This window comes from Bradyrhizobium sp. KBS0727 (assembly GCF_005937885.2).
Lineage (GTDB): Bacteria > Pseudomonadota > Alphaproteobacteria > Rhizobiales > Xanthobacteraceae > Bradyrhizobium.
Map to the genome: position 1 here is coordinate 728,943 of NZ_CP042176.1, position 18,867 is coordinate 747,809.

At 63.2% G+C, this 18,867-nt stretch carries 21 protein-coding genes; 8 read left to right on the top strand and 13 right to left on the bottom strand.

Annotation, left to right across the window (positions count from 1 at the left end):
- Nucleotides 1-35: 35 nt before the first annotated feature.
- Both FFI89_RS03385 and soxC read right to left on the bottom strand, forming a co-directional pair.
- Entirely contained in the window at nucleotides 36-665 is a 630-nt protein-coding gene (locus tag FFI89_RS03385) for a c-type cytochrome (protein WP_138836063.1), read from the bottom strand.
- Between the two features lie 64 nt (nucleotides 666-729).
- On the bottom strand, nucleotides 730-2,031 hold the full coding sequence (soxC, locus tag FFI89_RS03390; RefSeq protein ID WP_138832895.1) for a sulfite dehydrogenase: 1,302 nt from the start codon (nucleotides 2,029-2,031) through the stop codon (nucleotides 730-732).
- Between the two features lie 154 nt (nucleotides 2,032-2,185).
- On the opposite strand from soxC, the gene FFI89_RS03395 reads away from it, so the two are divergent.
- The 5 genes from FFI89_RS03395 to FFI89_RS03415 all read left to right on the top strand — a co-directional run bounded on the left by FFI89_RS03395 (nucleotide 2,186) and on the right by FFI89_RS03415 (nucleotide 6,430).
- On the top strand, nucleotides 2,186-2,551 hold the full coding sequence (locus tag FFI89_RS03395) for a helix-turn-helix transcriptional regulator (protein WP_138832897.1): 366 nt from the start codon (nucleotides 2,186-2,188) through the stop codon (nucleotides 2,549-2,551).
- Between the two features lie 60 nt (nucleotides 2,552-2,611).
- Nucleotides 2,612-3,328, top strand: coding sequence for a DUF938 domain-containing protein (locus tag FFI89_RS03400; RefSeq protein WP_138832899.1), 717 nt, complete (start codon nucleotides 2,612-2,614; stop codon nucleotides 3,326-3,328).
- A 101-nt stretch (nucleotides 3,329-3,429) separates the two neighbouring features.
- Nucleotides 3,430-4,689, top strand: coding sequence for an MFS transporter (locus FFI89_RS03405; protein WP_168212767.1), 1,260 nt, complete (start codon nucleotides 3,430-3,432; stop codon nucleotides 4,687-4,689).
- A gap of 20 nt (nucleotides 4,690-4,709) precedes the next feature.
- Complete coding sequence (locus FFI89_RS03410; protein WP_138832903.1) at nucleotides 4,710-5,072, top strand: nuclear transport factor 2 family protein; 363 nt, start codon at nucleotides 4,710-4,712, stop codon at nucleotides 5,070-5,072.
- Nucleotides 5,073-5,203: 131 nt separating this feature from the next.
- The gene (locus tag FFI89_RS03415; RefSeq protein ID WP_138832905.1) at nucleotides 5,204-6,430 is read left to right on the top strand and encodes an MFS transporter; all 1,227 of its coding nucleotides are present in this window, start codon (nucleotides 5,204-5,206) and stop codon (nucleotides 6,428-6,430) included.
- 77 nt (nucleotides 6,431-6,507) lie between these two features.
- On the opposite strand, the gene FFI89_RS03420 is transcribed toward FFI89_RS03415, so the two are convergent.
- A complete protein-coding gene (locus FFI89_RS03420; protein WP_138832907.1) occupies nucleotides 6,508-7,002 on the bottom strand; it encodes a VOC family protein in 495 nt (164 codons plus the stop codon).
- 52 nt (nucleotides 7,003-7,054) lie between these two features.
- The gene (locus FFI89_RS03425) at nucleotides 7,055-7,600 is read right to left on the bottom strand and encodes a carboxymuconolactone decarboxylase family protein (RefSeq protein ID WP_138832909.1); all 546 of its coding nucleotides are present in this window, start codon (nucleotides 7,598-7,600) and stop codon (nucleotides 7,055-7,057) included.
- Between the two features lie 159 nt (nucleotides 7,601-7,759).
- Here FFI89_RS03425 and FFI89_RS03430 point away from each other — a divergent pair, with 159 nt between their 5' ends.
- The 3 genes from FFI89_RS03430 to FFI89_RS03440 all read left to right on the top strand — a co-directional run bounded on the left by FFI89_RS03430 (nucleotide 7,760) and on the right by FFI89_RS03440 (nucleotide 11,397).
- Nucleotides 7,760-8,944 carry an acyl-CoA dehydrogenase family protein gene (locus FFI89_RS03430; RefSeq protein WP_138832911.1) on the top strand — a complete coding sequence of 395 codons (1,185 nt, stop codon included), beginning with the start codon at nucleotides 7,760-7,762 and terminating at the stop codon, nucleotides 8,942-8,944.
- A gap of 132 nt (nucleotides 8,945-9,076) precedes the next feature.
- Nucleotides 9,077-10,216, top strand: coding sequence for an acyl-CoA dehydrogenase family protein (locus tag FFI89_RS03435; RefSeq protein WP_138832913.1), 1,140 nt, complete (start codon nucleotides 9,077-9,079; stop codon nucleotides 10,214-10,216).
- A gap of 238 nt (nucleotides 10,217-10,454) precedes the next feature.
- Nucleotides 10,455-11,397 (top strand): IS630 family transposase gene (locus FFI89_RS03440; protein WP_138829534.1). Its coding sequence is split into 2 segments (ribosomal slippage): nucleotides 10,455-10,790 and nucleotides 10,792-11,397, totalling 942 coding nucleotides; the frame shifts between segments, so codons are not numbered across the junction.
- Nucleotides 11,398-11,524: 127 nt separating this feature from the next.
- Here the strand turns inward: FFI89_RS03440 and FFI89_RS03445 are convergent.
- The 9 genes from FFI89_RS03445 to FFI89_RS03485 all read right to left on the bottom strand — a co-directional run bounded on the left by FFI89_RS03445 (nucleotide 11,525) and on the right by FFI89_RS03485 (nucleotide 18,598).
- Nucleotides 11,525-12,565, bottom strand: coding sequence for an amino acid ABC transporter substrate-binding protein (locus tag FFI89_RS03445; RefSeq protein WP_138832917.1), 1,041 nt, complete (start codon nucleotides 12,563-12,565; stop codon nucleotides 11,525-11,527).
- A gap of 57 nt (nucleotides 12,566-12,622) precedes the next feature.
- Nucleotides 12,623-13,222, bottom strand: coding sequence for a L,D-transpeptidase (locus tag FFI89_RS03450; RefSeq protein ID WP_138832919.1), 600 nt, complete (start codon nucleotides 13,220-13,222; stop codon nucleotides 12,623-12,625).
- 177 nt (nucleotides 13,223-13,399) lie between these two features.
- A complete protein-coding gene (locus tag FFI89_RS34765; RefSeq protein ID WP_138832921.1) occupies nucleotides 13,400-13,531 on the bottom strand; it encodes a DUF2474 domain-containing protein in 132 nt (43 codons plus the stop codon).
- Nucleotides 13,528-14,538: a cytochrome d ubiquinol oxidase subunit II gene (gene cydB / locus FFI89_RS03460; protein WP_138832923.1), complete on the bottom strand. Its 1,011-nt coding sequence runs from the start codon at nucleotides 14,536-14,538 to the stop codon at nucleotides 13,528-13,530. Before cydB ends, FFI89_RS34765 begins: the two co-directional genes overlap by 4 nt.
- A complete protein-coding gene (locus tag FFI89_RS03465) occupies nucleotides 14,535-15,944 on the bottom strand; it encodes a cytochrome ubiquinol oxidase subunit I (protein WP_138832925.1) in 1,410 nt (469 codons plus the stop codon). The genes cydB and FFI89_RS03465 overlap by 4 nt, the downstream gene beginning before the upstream one ends.
- 134 nt (nucleotides 15,945-16,078) lie before the next feature.
- The gene (locus FFI89_RS03470; protein ID WP_138832926.1) at nucleotides 16,079-16,645 is read right to left on the bottom strand and encodes a thioredoxin family protein; all 567 of its coding nucleotides are present in this window, start codon (nucleotides 16,643-16,645) and stop codon (nucleotides 16,079-16,081) included.
- An 18-nt stretch (nucleotides 16,646-16,663) separates the two neighbouring features.
- Nucleotides 16,664-17,353, bottom strand: coding sequence for a cytochrome c biogenesis CcdA family protein (locus FFI89_RS03475; RefSeq protein WP_138832928.1), 690 nt, complete (start codon nucleotides 17,351-17,353; stop codon nucleotides 16,664-16,666).
- Between the two features lie 262 nt (nucleotides 17,354-17,615).
- Nucleotides 17,616-17,810, bottom strand: a complete 195-nt coding sequence (locus FFI89_RS03480; protein WP_138832930.1) for a hypothetical protein — start codon at nucleotides 17,808-17,810, stop codon at nucleotides 17,616-17,618.
- 176 nt (nucleotides 17,811-17,986) lie between these two features.
- Entirely contained in the window at nucleotides 17,987-18,598 is a 612-nt protein-coding gene (locus tag FFI89_RS03485; RefSeq protein WP_138832932.1) for a sigma-70 family RNA polymerase sigma factor, read from the bottom strand.
- Nucleotides 18,599-18,867: the final 269 nt, after the last annotated feature.

Consider the following 18,867-nt stretch of genomic DNA (forward strand, 5'->3'; position numbering starts at 1 on the left):
GTTGAGAGGCGCTTGGTCAAGGGCATTCCTGTTGGCTACTTTGACTGCATGGTATCGAGCGGTCCCGTCGTGCGCGGCGTCAATTGCTTGCCTTCAGCCGTGGACACAATCCTGGTTTCCGCGGGATCGGCACAGGCGTTCATGCATGGCCTCGCCATCGTATCAGGTCTTGGATCGGTCCAGATGAAACTTTCGCTATTGGGCATTTTGACGGTGGGCAGGCTGGTCCGGTCGGCAACGAATTCATTCGGAACGATGTCGTTCAGGTTCAGAACATAGGCTGTCAAAGCATAAACGTCATCGGCTGACAATGTGTGCGGCGCGGGCATCGGCATGGCGCGGTTAATGTAATCCCATAACGTCGGCGCAAACGGCCAGTAGCTGCCGACCGTCGGCTCGGGCCGTTCCCCCTTGAGCGTTCCCTGGCCGCCGACCAGTTTGGGAAAGCGGCCTTCGCCTTCGCCGAAGGTTCCATGGCAGGCGGCACACTGCTCGGCGTAGACCTCCTCGCCCCGTTTGACGGTGCCGCTGCCGGGGGGCAGGCCGACGCCGTCGTCTCCGCGTACGTCGATGTCCCATCCGGCGATCTGTTCGGGCGAGGCTTTGCTGCCATAACCAAAGTGCCCAGGCTCTGCTGCGCTTGCGAAGGTGCCGGCGGCCAGCATCAGGCCAAGGAACAAGCCAAGGAACAGGCCAAGGAACAGGCGACGGCCGAGCAGCATGGAATGTTCACGCGAGCTGAACATCAAATACGCTCCCGTCAGGCTTGATCTGCCAGGTCTGGATCGAGTTGTTGTGGTAGACCGAATTCGTTCCGCGCTGCGTTCGCAGCTGCGCAATGGTCGGTTGGACGTAGCCGGTTTCGTCGATCGCCCGCGATTCCAGCAGCGCGGGCCGGCCGTCCCATTGCCAGGGTAGCGTGAATTTTGTCAGCGCCTTCGACAGTACCGGTTCATGCAGCCGTGCGGTCTGCCAGTTGACGCCGCCGTCGGTCGAGACGTCGACACGTTTGACCTTGCCATTGCCGGTCCACGCCAATCCCCTGATCTCGTAGAGGCCCGGGCCACTGAGCGGTTTTTCCGGACAGGGGAATGTGATCACCGACTTGGCGTCGATCAGCCAGGTGAACCCGCGTGAGGTGCCGTCCGGCATCAGGTCGGTATATTTCGAGGTTTCTTCGCGGGAAAACCAGGGCTTGTCGCCGAGCTTGATCCGTCGCAGCCACTTGATGTTGACGTTGCCTTCCCAGCCCGGCACCACCAGCCGCAATGGGTAGCCCTGTTCCGGCCGCAGTGCCTCGCCATTTTGTGCGTAAACCACAAGGCAATCGTCGAGACACTTGTCGAGCGTCAGGCTGCGGTTCATGTGCGCGCCGTCGGCGCCCTCGACCATCGCCCATTTCGCTTCCTTCCTGACACCGACCTCGTCGAGCAGGGTCGATAGCTTCACGCCGGTCCATTCCGCGCAACTGATCATGCCGTGATTGAACTGCAGCGAGTTGACCTGCGCGGCGCGCCATTCCATGCCGCCATTGGCCGGGCATTCGATGAAATGAATGCGCGACGTCGATGGAAAGCGCACGATGTCCTTCATGGTGAGGACCAGCGGCCGCTCGACCAGGCCATGGATCATCAATCGGTGCTGGTCGGGATCGATGTCTGGCCGTCCCGCATGATGGCGTTCGAAGAACAGGCCATTGGGAGTGATGATGCCGTGCAGGTCCTGCAGCGGTGAAAAGCTGACGGAAGATTCGGCGCCAGCAGTCAGCCACGGGACGTTGCGCCTGATGACGCCGGCCTCGGAGTCGGCGGGCCTGCCATAGGGTCGATCGACCACGCCGGCGCCGATCGATTGCGACCAGGGCGCATCCGCGGGCGGGGAGGCGGGCGCTGGCTCAGCATTGGCTGGCTTCGCACCGATCGCGAGGCTGCCGGTCAATGCGGCACCGAGACCCAGAAAGGAGCGTCGTCCGAGCGGCGTGCCGGCAACGTTCGACGATAGAGATATGCTGCGCCAGAGGTTTGGCCGCATGTTTCCTTCCATCCGCGGTCAGGTAGCCGCATCATTTATTGCTTTTTTTTAGGCGTATCGGCATTCGCTAATTTAGTCAATGCTAAATAACCATGGCCGCGGTAAACTGCTGCCGGCGCCTTGGTCGGCGCCGGTACCGACTGGAAATGAAGCAATGCGAGCCGCTGCGGCAACAGCCACGAAGACACCCCCGAAAACCAGCGCCGACGACGCGGCGTCCCTGAGGAAACTGGCGAAGCAGGCCGGTGAGGCCGCGCAACTTCTCAAATTGCTGGGTCACGAGAAGCGTTTGCTGGTTCTTTGCTTTCTGGCAGCGCGTGGCGAGATGACCGTCGGTGAACTCGTCGGCGTCGCCAAGCTCAGCCAGTCGGCTCTGTCGCAGCACCTTGCAAAAATGCGCGCCGACGGTCTGGTCGAATTCCGGCGGGCCTCGCAGACGCTGCACTACCGCGTTGTCGATCGGCGCGCCTTGCGCGTTCTGCAATTGCTGAAGGAAATCTATTGCGGGGATCTAAAGTGACGCGCCGCCGGCCGCGACTTTGGTTGCAGCCATCGCCCGCCGATACGGTATAAGACTGCCATGGCGGAATATGTCGTGGAATTCGGCAGGGATGGTCGGCCGGTCGAGCCCGATGGGCGACTGGATGCGGCGGCGTTCCATCGCAACCATGGGCCGATCTGGGCGGTGTTGCAGCGATTCCTCGCCGGCAAATCCGGCGATGTGCTGGAGGCCGGTAGCGGCACCGGCCAGCATGTGGTGCATTTTGCCAAGCATAGCCCCGAGCTCACCTGGTGGCCGAGCGATACCAATGAACGCCATCTCGGCAGCATCGCGGCGTGGATTAAATATGCCGGTCTTGCCAACATTCGCCCGCCGCTAACGATCGATCTTTCCGATCCCGCCTGGTGTCCGGCGATGCATGACGGCAGCGGTCCCGGTGAATTGCTGGCGGTATTCTGCGCCAACGTCGTTCACATCGCGCCATGGCGCGTGGCCGAGGGGCTGTTTGCCGGTGCGGCGCGATACCTGCGGCCGGACGGGCGGCTGTTTCTTTATGGCCCCTTCAAGCGTGACGGCAGGCACACCGCGCTCAGCAACGCCGTGTTCGACACCAGCCTGCGCGAGCGCGATGCCGAATGGGGTGTGCGCGACATCGGAGAACTCGGTGCATTGGCTGATGGCGTTGGCCTCGCTCTGGTCGAAACCGTGGAAATGCCCGCCAACAACCTGATTCTGGTGTTCGCGCGATCACAAGCGGTGACGCGGCGATCACCAAAGGGTGACGCCGGCGCATAGCGCGCGCCCGTTTGCGTCGGTTGATGGCGCGGGCTCACCTCTCCATAGTGCCGGAAATGATTCAGGGCTCCCCGCCGGGCGCCTGCCGGGCGGGAATGCCGATGTTGGATAAGACAGCCACGCAAGAGAACGCCCAAGAGATCGCTAATGACGCGCGGGCACGAGCCAACGTGCTGCGGCTGGCCGCGGCACAGGCGCTGACCGGCGCCAATTCGGCGGTGATTTTCGCCACCGGCTCGATCGTCGGCGCAACCTTGGCGCCCTCGATCTCGCTCGCGACCGTGCCGCTGTCGATGTATGTGCTCGGCCTCGCCGCCGGCACCCTGCCGACCGGCGCCATCTCGCGCGCCTATGGCCGCCGCACAGCCTTCATCATCGGCACCTTCTGTGGCGTGCTGACCGGCGCGCTCGGCGCGTTTGCGATCCTGCATGCATCGTTCTGGCTGTTTTGCGGCGCGACCTTCCTCGGCGGGCTCTATGGCGCGGTGTCGCAATCCTATCGCTTCGCGGCGGCCGACGGCGCCAGCGCAGCGTTCCGGCCCAAAGCCGTGTCGTGGGTGATGGCGGGCGGCGTGTTCGCCGGCGTGCTCGGTCCGCAGCTCGTGCAATGGACCATGGATATCTGGCCGCCTTATCTGTTCGCCTTCAGCTTCGTGATGCAGGCCTTGGTCGCGCTGGTGGCGATGGCGGTGCTGTCGGGCGTCGACGCGCCGAAACCGGCAGCGGCCGATCTGCACGGTGGGCGGCCGTTGTTCGAAATCGCGCGGCAGCCGCGCTTCATTGCGGCGGCGATGTGCGGGGTGATCGCCTATCCGATGATGAACCTGGTGATGACCTCGGCGCCGCTGGCGATGAAGATGTGCGGGCTCACGGTCAGCGATTCCAATTTCGGCATTCAGTGGCACATCGTGGCGATGTACGGGCCGAGCTTCTTCACGGGCTCGCTGATCGCGCGCTTCGGCGCGCCCCGGATCGTCGCGCTCGGGCTGACGCTGGAGGCCGCGGGGGCCGCGATCGGTCTGTCCGGGATCACCGCGATGCATTTCTGGGCGACGTTGTTCGTGCTCGGAATCGGCTGGAATTTTGCGTTCGTCGGGGCTTCCGCGCTGGTGCTGGAGACGCACCGGCCGCAGGAACGCAACAAGGTGCAGGCCTTCAACGATTTTCTGGTGTTCGGGATGATGGCGGTCGGATCGTTCTCGTCCGGCCAGTTGCTCGCCCATTACGGCTGGTCCGCCGTCAACATGGTGGTGTTCCCGCCGGTGCTGCTGGGGCTCGGAATCCTGCTGTTTGCGTCGTTCGCGAAGCGGCGGGCGAGCTCGCAGGTGGTCGAGGAAATTCCCGAGCCGGCGTTTGATTGATCAATTCCTTGGAAGGTTCCATGCCGTCGCGCGCCCGTATCGATGAATTCATTGCGGCCGTCGTCTCCGGTGACCATGCCGGCGCGATCGAGCGCTATTACACCGAAGACGCCAGCATGCAGGAGAACGCCGCCCCGCCGCGGGTCGGCCGCGACGCCCTGGTGGCGCATGAGCGCGCCGCGCTCGCGCGCGCAAAAAGCGTGACCTCGATTTGCGTCGCCTCGGTGGTCGAGGGCGACCGGGTCGCGATCAACTGGGTGTTCGAATTTGTCTATCATTCCGGCAAGACCGGAAGGTTCGACGAAGTCGCGCTGCAGGAATGGCGCGGAGACCGGATTTTTCGCGAGCGGTTCTTCTACGACCCGTCGAAGCCGTCGACCTAGTTGCCATCTGCTGACAGTTCGATGCGCATCGAAGTGGTGACCCTTGCAGTTTGGAGGGTGGCTATCGACTTGCTCCGGTAGACGCGCGAAGAACGTCTTCGCGGCGATGACGGCTCAAGAGGGTTGATAGTTTGGACGCTTCCACTCACATCAAATTGGACGAAACCTCCATCCGTTACGATGGCTGGCGCATTGTCGTCGTCTGCTTCCTGCTGGCGACGTTTGGCTGGGGGCTCGGCTTCTACGGCCAGAGCGTCTATGTCGCCGAGCTGCATCGGCTGCACGGCTGGCCGGCGTCGCTGGTCTCGTCGGGCACGACCTTCTTCTATCTGTTCGGTGCGGCGCTGGTTGCCTTTGTCGCCGAGGCGATCAAGGCGTTCGGCCCGCGCAACTGCCTGATCGCGGGCACGTTCGCGATGGCGGCGGCCGCGATCTCGATCGGCCAGGTCACCGAGCCCTGGCAGCTTTATCTCGCCAACGCGGTGCTGGCGTTCGGCTGGGCCGGCACCAGCCTCAGCATCATCAACAACACGCTCGGGCTCTGGTTCGACAAGAAGCGCGGCATGGCGATCAGCCTGGCGCTGAACGGCGCGAGTTTTGGCGGCATTGTGGGCGTCCCCCTGCTGGTGGCGGCGATCGGCTATTTCGGCTTTTCAGGCGCGATGATCGCGTCAGCCGTCGTGATGATCGCGCTGATGGTGCCGGTGATCCTGATCTTCGTCGGGCAGCCTCCGGTCCACGCCTACACGAGTGCCGTGGCTGCGGCCGATGCGCCGTCGCCGACGCAGATCCGGGCGCGGGCGCTTCGCGATATCGCCTTCCTTTCGGTGTCGATTGCGTTCGCGCTGGTGCTGTTCGCGCAGGTCGGCTTCATCGTTCACCTGATCTCGTTTCTGGACTCGGTGGTCGGGCGCGAAAAGGCCGCGATTGCAGTCGCCGTCCTGACGGCGATGGCGGTGGTCGGCCGCGTGCTGTTTTCCTTCGTGATCGATCGGCTCCATCAGCGGCTGGCGTCGTCGCTGTCGTTCATCAGCCAGGCCGGCGCGCTGCTGGTCCTGATCAACGTACACAATGATATTGCCGTCATCGCGGCCTGTGCGGTGTTCGGATTTTCCGTCGGCAACCTGATCACGCTGCCGTCGCTGATCGTGCAGCGCGAGTTCGACCCGCGTTCGTTCGGCGTGCTGGTCAGCCTGATCACCGCGATCAACCAGATCACCTACGCGTTCGGGCCCGGCGTGATCGGCCTGCTGCGCGATATGTCCGGCAGTTATGCGCTGCCGTTCTACGGCTGCATCGGCGTGGAATTGACGGCGGCGGTGCTGATCATGGTTCGCGGGAGGGCAAAGAACTTGTAGCCCGGATGAGCGACGCGACATCCGGGACCGGTTTCGCAGTCACCCGGATATCGCTTCGCTCATCCGGGCTACAGGCCTCACGTCTCCCTCGCGCGCAGCAAATCGTCGAGATCGAGCCGCTTCGTGAACATCGACAGCGTGCCGTCGGGCGTGCGCGGCCACTCTTCCTGCGGGCGGTCGCGATAGAGTTCGACGCCGTTCTCGTCGGGGTCGCGTAGATAGAGCGCCTCGCTGACGCCATGGTCGCTGGCGCCGTCGAGCTGGATGCCGGCGCTGATCACGCGGTGCAGCGCATCGGCGAGCGCCGGACGGGTGGGGTAGAGGATCGCGGTGTGGAACAGCCCGGTGGTGCCCGGCGGCGGCGGATGGCCGCCCTTGCTCTCCCAGGTGTTGAGGCCGATGTGGTGGTGATAGCCGCCGGCCGAAATGAACGCCGCGCTGTCGCCCATCCGCTGCATCACCTCGAAGCCGAGTACGCCGCAGTAAAACCCCAGCGCCCGCTCGAGATCGGCGACCTTGAGGTGCACATGCCCGATCCGCGTACCGGCAATGATAGGTGGGTTTTCGGGCATGCTCTCTCCTGTGCAACGACCGCCTTACGGCGATCTATGCAGCGACCGTTCCTCACGCAAGGTCGGACACTTCGCCCTCGGGCAGCCCGAACTCGAAGGTGTTCAGCGTCATCGACACCATCGTGTAGTAGCCGCACAGGCCGATCACTTCGACGACGCCGCGTTCGGTCAGCACCTTCACGGCCTCGTCGTACAGCGATGTGGAGACGCCGTGGCCTTCGTGCAGGGATTTGGCGACATCGTAGATCATCTGGCCCTTCGGATCGTCGAAGGTGGGCGTACGGCGATCGCGGATGTCGTCGATGATCCTGGGGTCCATGCCGCCTTTCAGCGCCAGGCGTTTGTGCGCATACCATTCGTAATGCGAGGTCCAGTGCCGCGCGGTAACGAGGATCGCGATCTCCGACAGTTTAGCCGGAAAGATGGTGTTGAACCGAAGCTGCTCGCCCAGGCGGGTGGCGTGCTTCGCCATCGCGGGGCTGTTGAGCCAGGCCATCATCGGCGCCGGCGCGGCACCGCGCTTGCCGGCGATCGACTCGTCATAGGTTTCTTTTTGCTCGGCGTTCATTTCGCCAGGCGAAAGCAACTTCAGCCGCATGTCCGTTTCCTCTTGTTTTTCAATCGTTGCGCGCCCTGCGATACACCCGATCTGGCATCGTGACCACCGCGGCCGGAGCATGGCGTGGCCGAGATGGTTATTGAATTCCGCAATGCGATAGCTAAGGTCGATCCAACATTCCCACATGGAAACGCCGATATGTCCGATTTGGAAAATTTTCGCCGTGAGACCCGCGCCTGGCTGGAAGCCAATTGCCCGCCGGAGATGCGGCGGCCGATGACCTCGGAGAGCGACACCTTCTGGGGTGGCCGCAACGCCAAATTCTCTTCCGAGCCGCAGCGCATCTGGTTCGAGCGGATGCGCGACAAGGGCTGGACTTGCCCGCATTGGCCCAAGGAATACGGCGGTGGCGGCCTCGATCCGGAGCAGGCCAAGATCGTGCGCCAGGAGATGGCGGCGATCGGCGCCCGGCAGCCGCTGACCTCGTTCGGCATTTCCATGCTCGGGCCGGCGCTGCTCAAATACGGCACCGAAGCGCAGAAGAAGGAACATCTGCCGAAGATCACCGCCGGCCTGATCCGCTGGTGCCAGGGCTATTCCGAGCCGAATGCCGGATCGGACCTCGCCTCGCTGCAGACCCGCGCCGAGAGCGACGGCGACGACTATGTCATCAACGGCCAGAAGATCTGGACTTCCTACGCGAATTACGCCGACTGGATCTTTTGCCTGGTGCGCACGGACGCGTCAGCCAAGAAGCATGACGGCATCAGCTTCATCCTGTTCGACATGACCTCGAAGGGGGTGACGACCAAGCCGATCCTGCTGATCTCCGGCTACTCGCCGTTCTGCGAAACCTTCTTCGACAATGTGCGCGTGCCGAAATCGCATGTGCTCGGCACCGTCAACCGCGGCTGGGATGTGGCGAAATATCTGCTGCAGCACGAGCGCGCGATGATCTCGGGCATGGGCGAGCGCGGCTTCGGCCGGCCGCTCGGCCAGGTCGCCGCCGACTCCGTCGGCACCGACGAGCAGGGCCGGCTGGAAGATTCGATGCTGCGCAGCCAGATCTCGACCTTCGAGATCGACGAGGCGGCGCTATCGGCGGCGGCCGAGCGCGCGGTCGATCTCGCCAAGGTGGGCCAGTCGCATCCGGCGTTTTCCTCGGCGATGAAATATTACGGCACCGAGCTCAACAAGCGCCGCTACGAAATCCTGATGTCGGCCGGCGGCGCCGATGCGCTGGAGTGGGAAAGCGAGCGCTCCAAAGGCGGCGCCCGCCCGCGCGCCTGGCTGCGCACCAAGGCCAATTCGATCGAAGGCGGCACCTCGGAGGTGATGCTCGGCATCGTCGCCAAGCGCATCCTCGATCTGCCGGGGGCGTAGGCTCCTCCGTCGTCGTTCCGGGGCGATGCGCAGCATCGAACCCGGAACTTCGAGATTCCGGGTTCGCCGCTTCGCGCCGCCCCGGAATGACGAGTTAGCAAATCACGCATTCATCTGAACCGGAAATCCCCAATGGCACTCGTCCTCACCGAAGAACAATCCATGCTGCGCGACAGCGCGCGCGGCCTTATCAGCGACAAGGCGCCGGTGTCGCATCTGCGCAAGCTGCGCGACGCCAAGGATGAAACCGGGTTTTCCCGCGAGCTCTGGAAAGCGTTTGCCGAGATGGGATTTGCCGGCCTGTTGGTGCCGGAGAATTTCGGCGGCAGCGGGCTCGGCTGCGTCGAGGCCGGCGTGGTGATGGAGGAAATCGGCCGCACCTTGATGCCGTCGCCGTTCCTTTCGACCGCGGTGCTGGCCGCGTCCGCGCTGTCGCGCGGCGGTAGCGAGGCGCAGAAAGCGGCGTACCTGCCGAAGATTTCCGACGGCTCGCTGCTGGCAGCACTCGCGATCGACGAGGGCGCCAAACATCGCCCGCTGCAGACCAAACTGCAGGCGGTGCGATCGGGCAACGGGTTCAAGCTTGATGGCGCCAAGGCGTTCGTGGTCGACGGCCACACCGCCGATCTGCTGATCGTAGCGGCGCGCAGCGGCGGCGCCGCCGGCGAGCGCAACGGGCTGACGCTGTTCCTGGTCGATCCCAAGGCCAAGGGCGTCGCGGTCGAGCGCACCGCGATGGTGGACTCACATAACGCGGCGCGGATCGACTTCGTTAATGTCGAGGTCAATGCCGATCACGTGCTCGGCGAGGTCGATCAGGGCGGGCCCCTGCTGGAAGGCGTGCTCAATATCGGCCGCGCAGTGGTGGCGTCCGAAATGGTCGGCTTAAGCGAAGAAGTATTCGGCCGCACCGTCACCTATCTGAAGGAGCGCAAGCAGTTCGGCAAGCTGATCGGCGAATTCCAGGCGCTGCAACATCGCGCCGCCGAGCTCTATATCGATATCGAGATCACCCGCGCCGCGGTGCTGAAGGCGCTGCAGACGCTGGACGGCGATTTCGATCACGCCAGTGCTGCGGTGGCGGTCGCCAAGGCCCGCGCCGGCACCACCGCGACGCGGGCGGTCCAGGAAGGCGTGCAGATGCATGGCGGCATGGGCATGACCGACCAGTTCGACATCGGCTTCTTCATGAAGCGCGCACGGGTCTGCCAGGAATTGTTCGGCGACGCGAACTACCACGCCGATCAGTTGGCGCGGATGAAGAGCTACTAAGCCAACCCCGTCATTGCGAGCGAAGCGAAGCAATCCACGGCCACAAAGAAAGTATGGATTGCTTCGCTTCGCTCGCAATGACGACGAGAGGCCGGCATCTGATTACTAACCGTCATGGCCGGGCAAAAGCGCGAAGCGCGTCTTCGCGCTAGAGTGTTTCCGACTTTTTCTGAATCGGGGATTCCCAAATCAGGTGGGCTCTGATTCAATTTTCCTGCTGGGACGGAGGCCAGCAAGGATGGCGCGAGCATACTCACTGGATCTGCGTGAGCGTGTTGTCGGGTTGGTTGCGAGTGGTGAGACGTGCCGAGCGGTGGCAGAACTGTATGACGTCAGCGTTGCGAGCGTCGTGAAGTGGTCGCAGCGGGCGCGCGCGACGGGCAGTGCGGCGGCCAAGCCGATGGGCGGCAGGCGGCCTTACCTGCTGGAAGGCGAGCGCGACTGGCTGCTGGCTCGGCTGGCCGAGAAACCTGATCTGACCTTGCACGCGCTGCTGGCAGAACTTGGCGAACGCGGTGTCGCGGTGTCCTGCGACACGCTCTGGCGGTTCCTCAAGCGCCAGGGCATCAGCTTCAAAAAAAACCGTGTTCGCGGCTGAGCAGGATCGTCCTGATATCGCGCGCCGCCGCGCCTGGTGGAGACGGCACCAATCGAAAATCGAACCTACCCGTCTCGTCTTCATTGATGAGACCTGGGCCAAGACCAACATGACCCGTACCCATGGTTGGTGGCGACGGGGCATCCCGCTCAAGGCTCAGGTCCCGCACGGCCATTGGCGGACGATGACCTTCCTCGCAGCACTCCGGCACGACCGCATCGCTGCGCCCTGCGTCATCGACGGGCCGATCAACGGCGAGAGCTTCCGTGCCTATGTCGAGCAGTTGCTGGTGCCAACGCTCCAACCTGGCGACATTGTCGTCATGGACAATCTCGGCTCCCACAAGGGTCCCGCTATCCGAAGAGCTATCCGAGCTGCCGGCGCACGGCTCGTCTTCCTTCCGCCCTATAGCCCGGACCTCAATCCGATCGAGCAGGTCTTCGCAAAGCTCAAAACCCTGCTCCGCAAAGCCGAAGAGCGCACCATCGAAGGCGTGTGGCGCCAAATTGGCAGCCTTCTCCAACACTTCACACCGCAAGAATGCGCAAACTATCTGCGCAACGCTGGATATGCTTCCGTCTAAATCGGAAAGACTCTAGATGACCCGGCCATCCACGTCTTTGCTTCAACTAAGCAAGTAAAGACGTGGATGCCCGGCACAAGGCCGGGCACGACGGAAGTGGTTGTGGTCGCTTCGGTGCTCGAAAATCTTACCGGATCGGCGGGGCGTACTGGATGCCGCCGTTGCTCCACAGCGAGTTCAGACCGCGCGGGATCTTGAGTCGCGATCCCGAGCCGACATTGCGCTCGTAGATTTCACCGTAATTGCCGACGTGGCGAATGATGCGGGCGGCCCAGTCCTTGGGCAGGCCGAGGTCTTCGCCGTAGGTGCCTTCGGTGCCGACCAGCCGCATCACGTCCGGCTTCTTCGACTTCAGCGCCTCGTCGATATTCTTCGAGGTGACGCCGAGCTCCTCGGCGTTGATCATCGCATACAGCGTCCACTTCACCAGCATCATCCAGTCGTCGTCGCGCTGGCGCACCACGGGGGCCAGCGGCTCCTTGGAGATGACGTCGGGCAGGATGACGTGGTCGGCCGGCTGGGTCAGATTCAGCCGCAGCGCGTAGAGCTGGGAAACGTCGGCGGTTAAGGTGTCGCACTTGCCGGACTCGTAGGCCTTGATCACCTCTTCCAGCTTGGGAAACTTCATCTCCGTGTATTTCATGTTGTTGGCACGGAAATAGTCCGCGAGATTGAGCAGCGTGGTCGTGCCGTCCTGGACGCACACCTTGCTGCCGTTCAGGTCCAGCGCGGAATCGATCTTGCGGGACTGCGGCAACATGAAGCCCTGGCCGTCATAATAGGCGACCGCCGGGAAGTAGAGGTCATAATTGGTTTCTCGCGACATGCTCCAGGTCGAGTTGCGCGAGAGGATGTCGACCTTGCGGTTCTGCAGCTCCTTGAAGCGCTCGTTGGCGTCCAGCGGCACGAAGCTCGCTTTCTTGGGATCGTCGAAGATTGCCGCCGCTACCGCGCGGCAGAAATCGACGTCGAAGCCGGTCCAGTCGCCCTTGTCGTCGGGGTTCGAGAAGCCGGGCAGGCCCCTGTTGACGCCGCACAGCACTTCGCCGCGGCGGATCGTTCGCTTCAGGGTCTTGGTGTCATAGCGCTCATAGGTGATGGCGCCGGCCAGGATCGCGGCTGCGACCGCCAGACCAATCAGGAGGCCGCCTCGAAATGTACGTAGCATTTTTCAACTCACCAATTTCAGGGGAAATGGATCGGCCAGAACGAGAAGGCGCCGCCGTTACAGTTCCGGCTTCTGCCGGATAATCACCTTGGTGCCGACCGGAACGCGCTCGTAGAGGTCGGCGACGTCGGAGTTGACCAGCCGGAAGCAGCCGGAAGAGACGGCGGTGCCGATGGTGTCGGGCCGGTTGGTGCCGTGAATGCGATAGACTGTCGTGCCGAGATACATCGCGCGCGCGCCGAGCGGGTTGCCCGGTCCACCGGCCATGAAGCGCGGCAGATAGGGCTGGCGCTGAATCATTTCCGGCGGCGGCGTCCAGTCCGGCCACTCCGCCTTGCGGGTGATGTTCACCAGTCCCTGCCATTGAAATCCGTCGCGGCCGACGCCGATGCCGTAGCGCAAAGCGCGGCCATTGCCCTGGATCAGATAGAGATGGCGCTCCGAGGTGGAGATGATGATGGTGCCGGCTGGTTCGTTGGTGCGATAGAGCACGGCGGTCTTCCGGTACTCCGGATCCAGCTCGACCGAGTCATCGGCAATCAACCCGGGCTGGTCGCCGACGTCGGGCTGGCGCAACTGCGCCTGGCTTTGCGAGGTCGAAAGGATCAGACCGGCTGTTGCGATCAACAACCAGATCAGGTGCCGAAACTTCGTCATCGCGGAATTCTCCTTCGTGGCGCGTCAGGCCAAATGAGCGGGGTTTGGCCAAATCACGGAACCATCAAATCTCACGGCCAGCTTGATGGCAAGTTTAGGGCGGGTGTGTCGGATAGGTCGCTGAAATACCTTCTATTTTTGTCGACCGCCGATTTCATGGGGATGTCACGGAAGGCCTTATTTCGGCGCGATCCACAACCGCAGGCCAAATGAGATCAGCGCGACGGTGCCGACCCCGCCGAGCCAGAGCGCGGCGAACCATAGCAGGCGCTGTCGAAGGGGACGCGGATTTGGCTCCGATGGGGTCAATGGTAGCCGCTTTCCGGCTTCACTTTGCCGCGGAATACCCAATAGGCCCAGCCGGTATAGCCGAGGATCAACGGCACCAGCACGGCGACGCCGAACAGCATGAAGAGCTGGCTGTTCGCGGGCGAGGCCGCCTGCCAGATCGTGATGCTCTGCGGCACGATATAGGGGTACATGCTGATGCCGAGGCCGGCATAGGACAGCGCGAACAGTGCCAGTGTCAGGAAGAACGGCTGGAAGTCGTATTTGTTGGCGAGGCTGCGCAGCAGCAATACCGTGACGCCGGCCACCGCGATCGGCACCGGCGCGGTCAGGATGATGTTCGGCCAGGCAAACCAGCGCTGGGTGTACTGCACGTGCAGGAACGGGGTTGCGATGCTGACGGCGCCGATGGCCCCTAACATCGCCAGCAGCAGCAGCCAGCTCAGGTGATAGGCGCGGTCGCGCAACGCGCCTTCGGTCTTCATCACCAGCCAGGTCGCGCCCAATAGCGCATAGCCGATGACGAGCGCCGCGCCGGTCAAAATACTGAACGGCGTCAGCCAGTCCCACCAGCCGCCGGCATAATGCCGTCCGTCGACATGCACGCCCTGCAGGATGGCGCCGAGCGCGATGCCTTGCGCCAGCGTCGCCAGCAGCGACCCGCCGGCAAAGGCGATGTCCCAGCGGTTGCGCTCGCTCTGCGTGGTGCGCCAGCGGAATTCGAAGGCGACGCCACGGAACACCAGGCCGAGCAGCATCGCGATCATCGGTGTGTAGAGCGCCGGCATCAACACGGCATAGGCCAGCGGAAACGCGGCCATCATGCCGCCGCCGCCGAGCACCAGCCAGGTTTCGTTGCCGTCCCAGACCGGCGCGACACTGTTCATGATGACGTCGCGGTCGGCCTTTTGCGGAAACAATGGAAACAGGATGCCGAGGCCGAGGTCGAAGCCGTCCATCACGACATAGACGAACACGGCAAAGGCGATGATGAAGGCCCAGATGGTGGGGAGGTCGATGGGAATCATCGCGCGGCTCCTTCGGCAACGGCACTCGCGGCGGGCGTGATGCCGGCGGCGCGGGCCGGGATGTCGCTGCGCGGCCCCTGTTCGCCGTGATGCGGCGGCTGTGCCATCAGGCGCAGCAGGTAAATTACGCCGGCGGCAAACACCGCGAAATAGACGATGATGAAGGCGATCAGCGACGATGCCACGGCGGGCGCCGCCAGTGGGGAGGCCGATTCAACCGTACGCAGCAGGCCGTAGACCGTGAACGGCTGCCGTCCGGTCTCGGTGGTGATCCAGCCTGCCAGCACGGCGATGAAGCCCGCCGGGCCCATTGCGAGCGCGAACATATGCAGCAGCCGCGTTTCATAGAGTTTGCCGCGCAGGCGCATCAACAGGCTGAACAGCCCAAGGCCCATGATCAGGAATCCCAGCCCGACCATGACGCGGAACGACCAGAACGTGATCGGCACCGGGGGCCAATTCTCGCGCGGCACCGTGTCGAGGCCGGCAAGCGGCGCGTCGAGCGAATGTTTCAAGATCAGCGACGACAGCTTTGGAACCTCGATGGCGTATTTGACCTTGGCGTCAGTCATGTCGGGCCAGCCGAACAGCACCAGCGGCGCGCCGTCCTTGTGGCTCTGGAAATGACCTTCCATCGCCATCACCTTCGCCGGCTGGTGCTCCAGCGTATTGAGCCCGTGCTGGTCGCCGGCGAGAATCTGGATCGGCGCCACGAGCGTGGCCATCCACATCGCCATCGAGAACATCACGCGGGGGCCGGCGAGGTGCCGGTCGCGCAGCAGGTGAAAGGCGCCGACCGCGCCGACCACCAGCGCGGTGGTCAGGTACGCCGCCAGCACCATGTGCACCAGCCGGTACGGGAACGACGGGTTGAAGATCACCTTGAGCCAGTCGGCGGCGACGAACTGCCCGTCGGCGTTGACGGCGTAGCCGGTTGGCGTCTGCATCCAGGAATTGGCGGAGAGAATCCAGAACGCCGAAATCAAGGTGCCGATCGCGACCATCAGCGTCGCCAGGAAATGCAGCCGGTGGCCGACGCGCTCCAGCCCGAACAGCATGACGCCGAGGAAGCCGGCCTCGAGGAAGAACGCGGTCAGCACCTCATAGGCCATCATCGGGCCGATCACCGGACCGGTCTTGTCGGAGAAGGCCGACCAGTTGGTGCCGAACTGGTAGGACATCACGATCCCCGACACCACGCCCATGCCGAAGGCGACGGCAAAGATCTTCAGCCAGTAATTGAACAGGTTGATGAATACCTCGCGCCCGGTTGCAAGCCAGAGCGCTTCAAGCACCGCGAGATAGCTGGCAAGCCCGATCGAGAAGGCGGGAAACACGATGTGGAACGACATCGTGAAGGCGAACTGCGCCCGGGCCAACACAACGGCATCCCAGCCTTCGAACATCGCGCACCATCCATCGTCAATTCCTGAGGCGCGATCTTTTCCGAAAACCGGATTCCACTTTTCGGGATCGCGCCTGCCGGCGTGGACCTTACCACGCCGGATTTGACGATAGTACCGCCTCGTTGTCGCGCAGCTCAGCTATTCGCGTTCAGCAACCTTCCGACGGTGCGGTCGATCTCTTCGTACTGGCCTTCGCCGGCGTGCTGGAACACGACCTTGCCGTTCTGGTCGACGATATATTGCGCGGGCCAATACTGATTGTGCCAGGCGTTCCAGGTCTGCGAGTCGTTGTCCTGCGCCACCGGATAGGTAATGCCGTGCCGCTTCAGCGCGGCCTGGACGTTCGAGGCGGAGCGCTCGAACGGAAATTCCGGGGTGTGGATGCCGACCACCACCAAGCCGCGATCCTTGTACTTGGCGTAGAGTTGGGTCAGGTGCGGCAGCGTGTTGACGCAGTTGACGCAGCCATGGGTCCAGAAATCCACCAGCACCACCTTGCCGCGTAGATCCGCGAGCTTGAGCGGCGGCGAGTTGAACCAGTTGCCGAGGCCGACGAAATCGGGGGCGCTGCTCTGCGCCGCCGCGACCGTGAACGGCGCATCTTGCGCGCGCGCCGTTTCTCGGCCGGCCGCGTGCAGGGCTGCGCCGGTCAGACCGACCGCGATGAATGCAGCGGACGCGACGAACGATCGTAAGGTCATGGCAGTCTCCATTTGGTCTCAGAGGCCGATCTGGCCGTTGGGGTAAAATCCGGTCAGCCACGACACGATCAGGGTGTCGTACTGGAAGTAGGACAGAGCTGCGAAGGCGATCACGACGCCGCCGAAGACCTGCTGCAGTCTTGGCGCGACCCGTGCGATGCTGCGAACGCGGGTGGTGACGGCCTGGCCGCCATAGGCGATCGCCAGCATCGGCAGCGCGGCACCGACCGCGTAGACGATCAGCAGCAGGCTCGCCCAGGCGGTATCCCTCGACGTCGCCACGACGGTCAGGATCGAGCCCAGCACGGGGCCGGCGCAGGGCGTCCAGACCAGGCCGAGCGTGGTTCCGAGCACGAAGCCGCCGATCATGCCCTGGCGCGAACCGGCCGCGCTGCCGCTAAAGCCGCCGATCCGAACCGACAGCCATTCGAAAGGCGCCGGCCAGATCATCAGCAATCCGAAGCCAGCCAGCAGGACAGCCGCGCCAGTTCGCAAGGTATTCGGATCGAAATCGAAAGTGCGGGTGATCGCGCTCAGCAGCAACGCCACCATCGAGAATGACATCACGAAGCCGAGCGCGATCATCGCCGGCCGCGCCTTGCCGGTCTGGCCGACCGATGCCCCGAGGAGAATTGGCAACATCGGCAGCGTGCAAGGCGCTGCGACGGTGACGACACCGGCCAGCAGCGCGAGAACCAGATTGAACATCGAAAGCATCCATCCGCGGGCCCGGTGACAGATTTGTCCATGCCGGGCGTATGATGATCTTCGATGCGAGGCGTTGACGCGTTACGCCGGCCGTATGCAGGCAGCGTCACGTCTCTGTGAGATTTTGGTGCGTCGGCTACACGGAATCGGGTGCCAGACACAGAGCGACCCGGCTGGGGGGCATCCCGGCCGGGTCGTTGGAGGTAACTTGGGAGGTTAGAAGATCGGTCCGTTAGAAAACTAAGTCAGAGTAGAAACTGGTTTAGCGAAGGCTGTCGGGGGAGATCACGCAGACCTCCGTGGGATTCTTGTTGCTGCAATCGATCACCTGTTCGCGGACGAGCATCGAGCCGCTATCGCGCTGGGCGCGGGGCGAGACGTTCTGGGCGGACAGCGAGGCCAGGGTGCAGACGGCGCCGAGTGGGATAATGAAAAAGCGGAAGGACGGCTTCAGCATATTCGCTCTCCTGTTCGGCGTTGGTGTTGCGTTGTTGAGTAAGGGTATAGGGGCTGAGTTTTTCCGCCTGATGTCGTCGATTGTTTCATTTGTTTCGTCGGAATTAATCTTCGTCCGTCGAAACCTGCCCGTTTTCCGCCCCCGATACCCGATTAACAAATTGAAATTGCTATATTTTACGCAGCGAGGCTGTCCACGCCGGCACCCTTAAGCAAGTCGGCCAATTGTTTGCGGGCGTAGAACATCCGGGTCTTCACCGTGCTCTGCGGGATGCCGATGATGGCGCCGGCCTCTTCGACCGACTTCTCGTGATAGTAGACGAGGTTGATGATCTCGCGGTGGGCCGGCGACAGCTTGGCGACACAGGCGCGCAGGATGGCGCTGGTGTTGCTGCGGTCGAGGGAAGCTTCCGGCGTATCGGCGTCGTCGGCGATCTCGAGCACGTCGTCCTGGTCGATATCCTCATGCTTGCGCTGGCGCAGCGCGGTCAGCGCCTTGAAGCGGGCGATCGACAGCAGCCAGGTCGAAACCTGGGAGCGGCCCTCGAACTGGCTGGCGGTCCGCCAGACGTCGAGGAACACCTGGCTGACCAGGTCTTCCGCCAGCGTGGTATCGCGCACCATGCGCAGAACGAAGCGGTAAACCCGGACGTTGTGACGGGAGTAAAGCACATGCATCGCGGTACGGCCGCCTTCGGCAATACTTTCCAGCAGCATCTCATCAGATGTCGCGCGGGCCGCGATGATCGACTTGCGGGCTGCAGCGTTGATGGCGATGACGTTCGGCATGACAGGCTCCCAGTTCGCCGCTTGGCGGCGGTTCGTTGGGAGGATTTTTAGTTAGTCAACGTTTCGGGACGTCTGCACCAAAAGGGAAAAATGGTTTCGTGCAGGGGAGAATTGTTTCGTCGCCGGCCCTGCGACGAAACATTCGGGGCAGAAATGCCAGTAATTTCAATACACGGAAAATTCGAAGCTTTGCGGACGCCAACACAACGGCATCGTCGTCCCGGCCTAGGCGCAATTGCGCACGGGGAGCCGGGACGACGCTGGGGTCG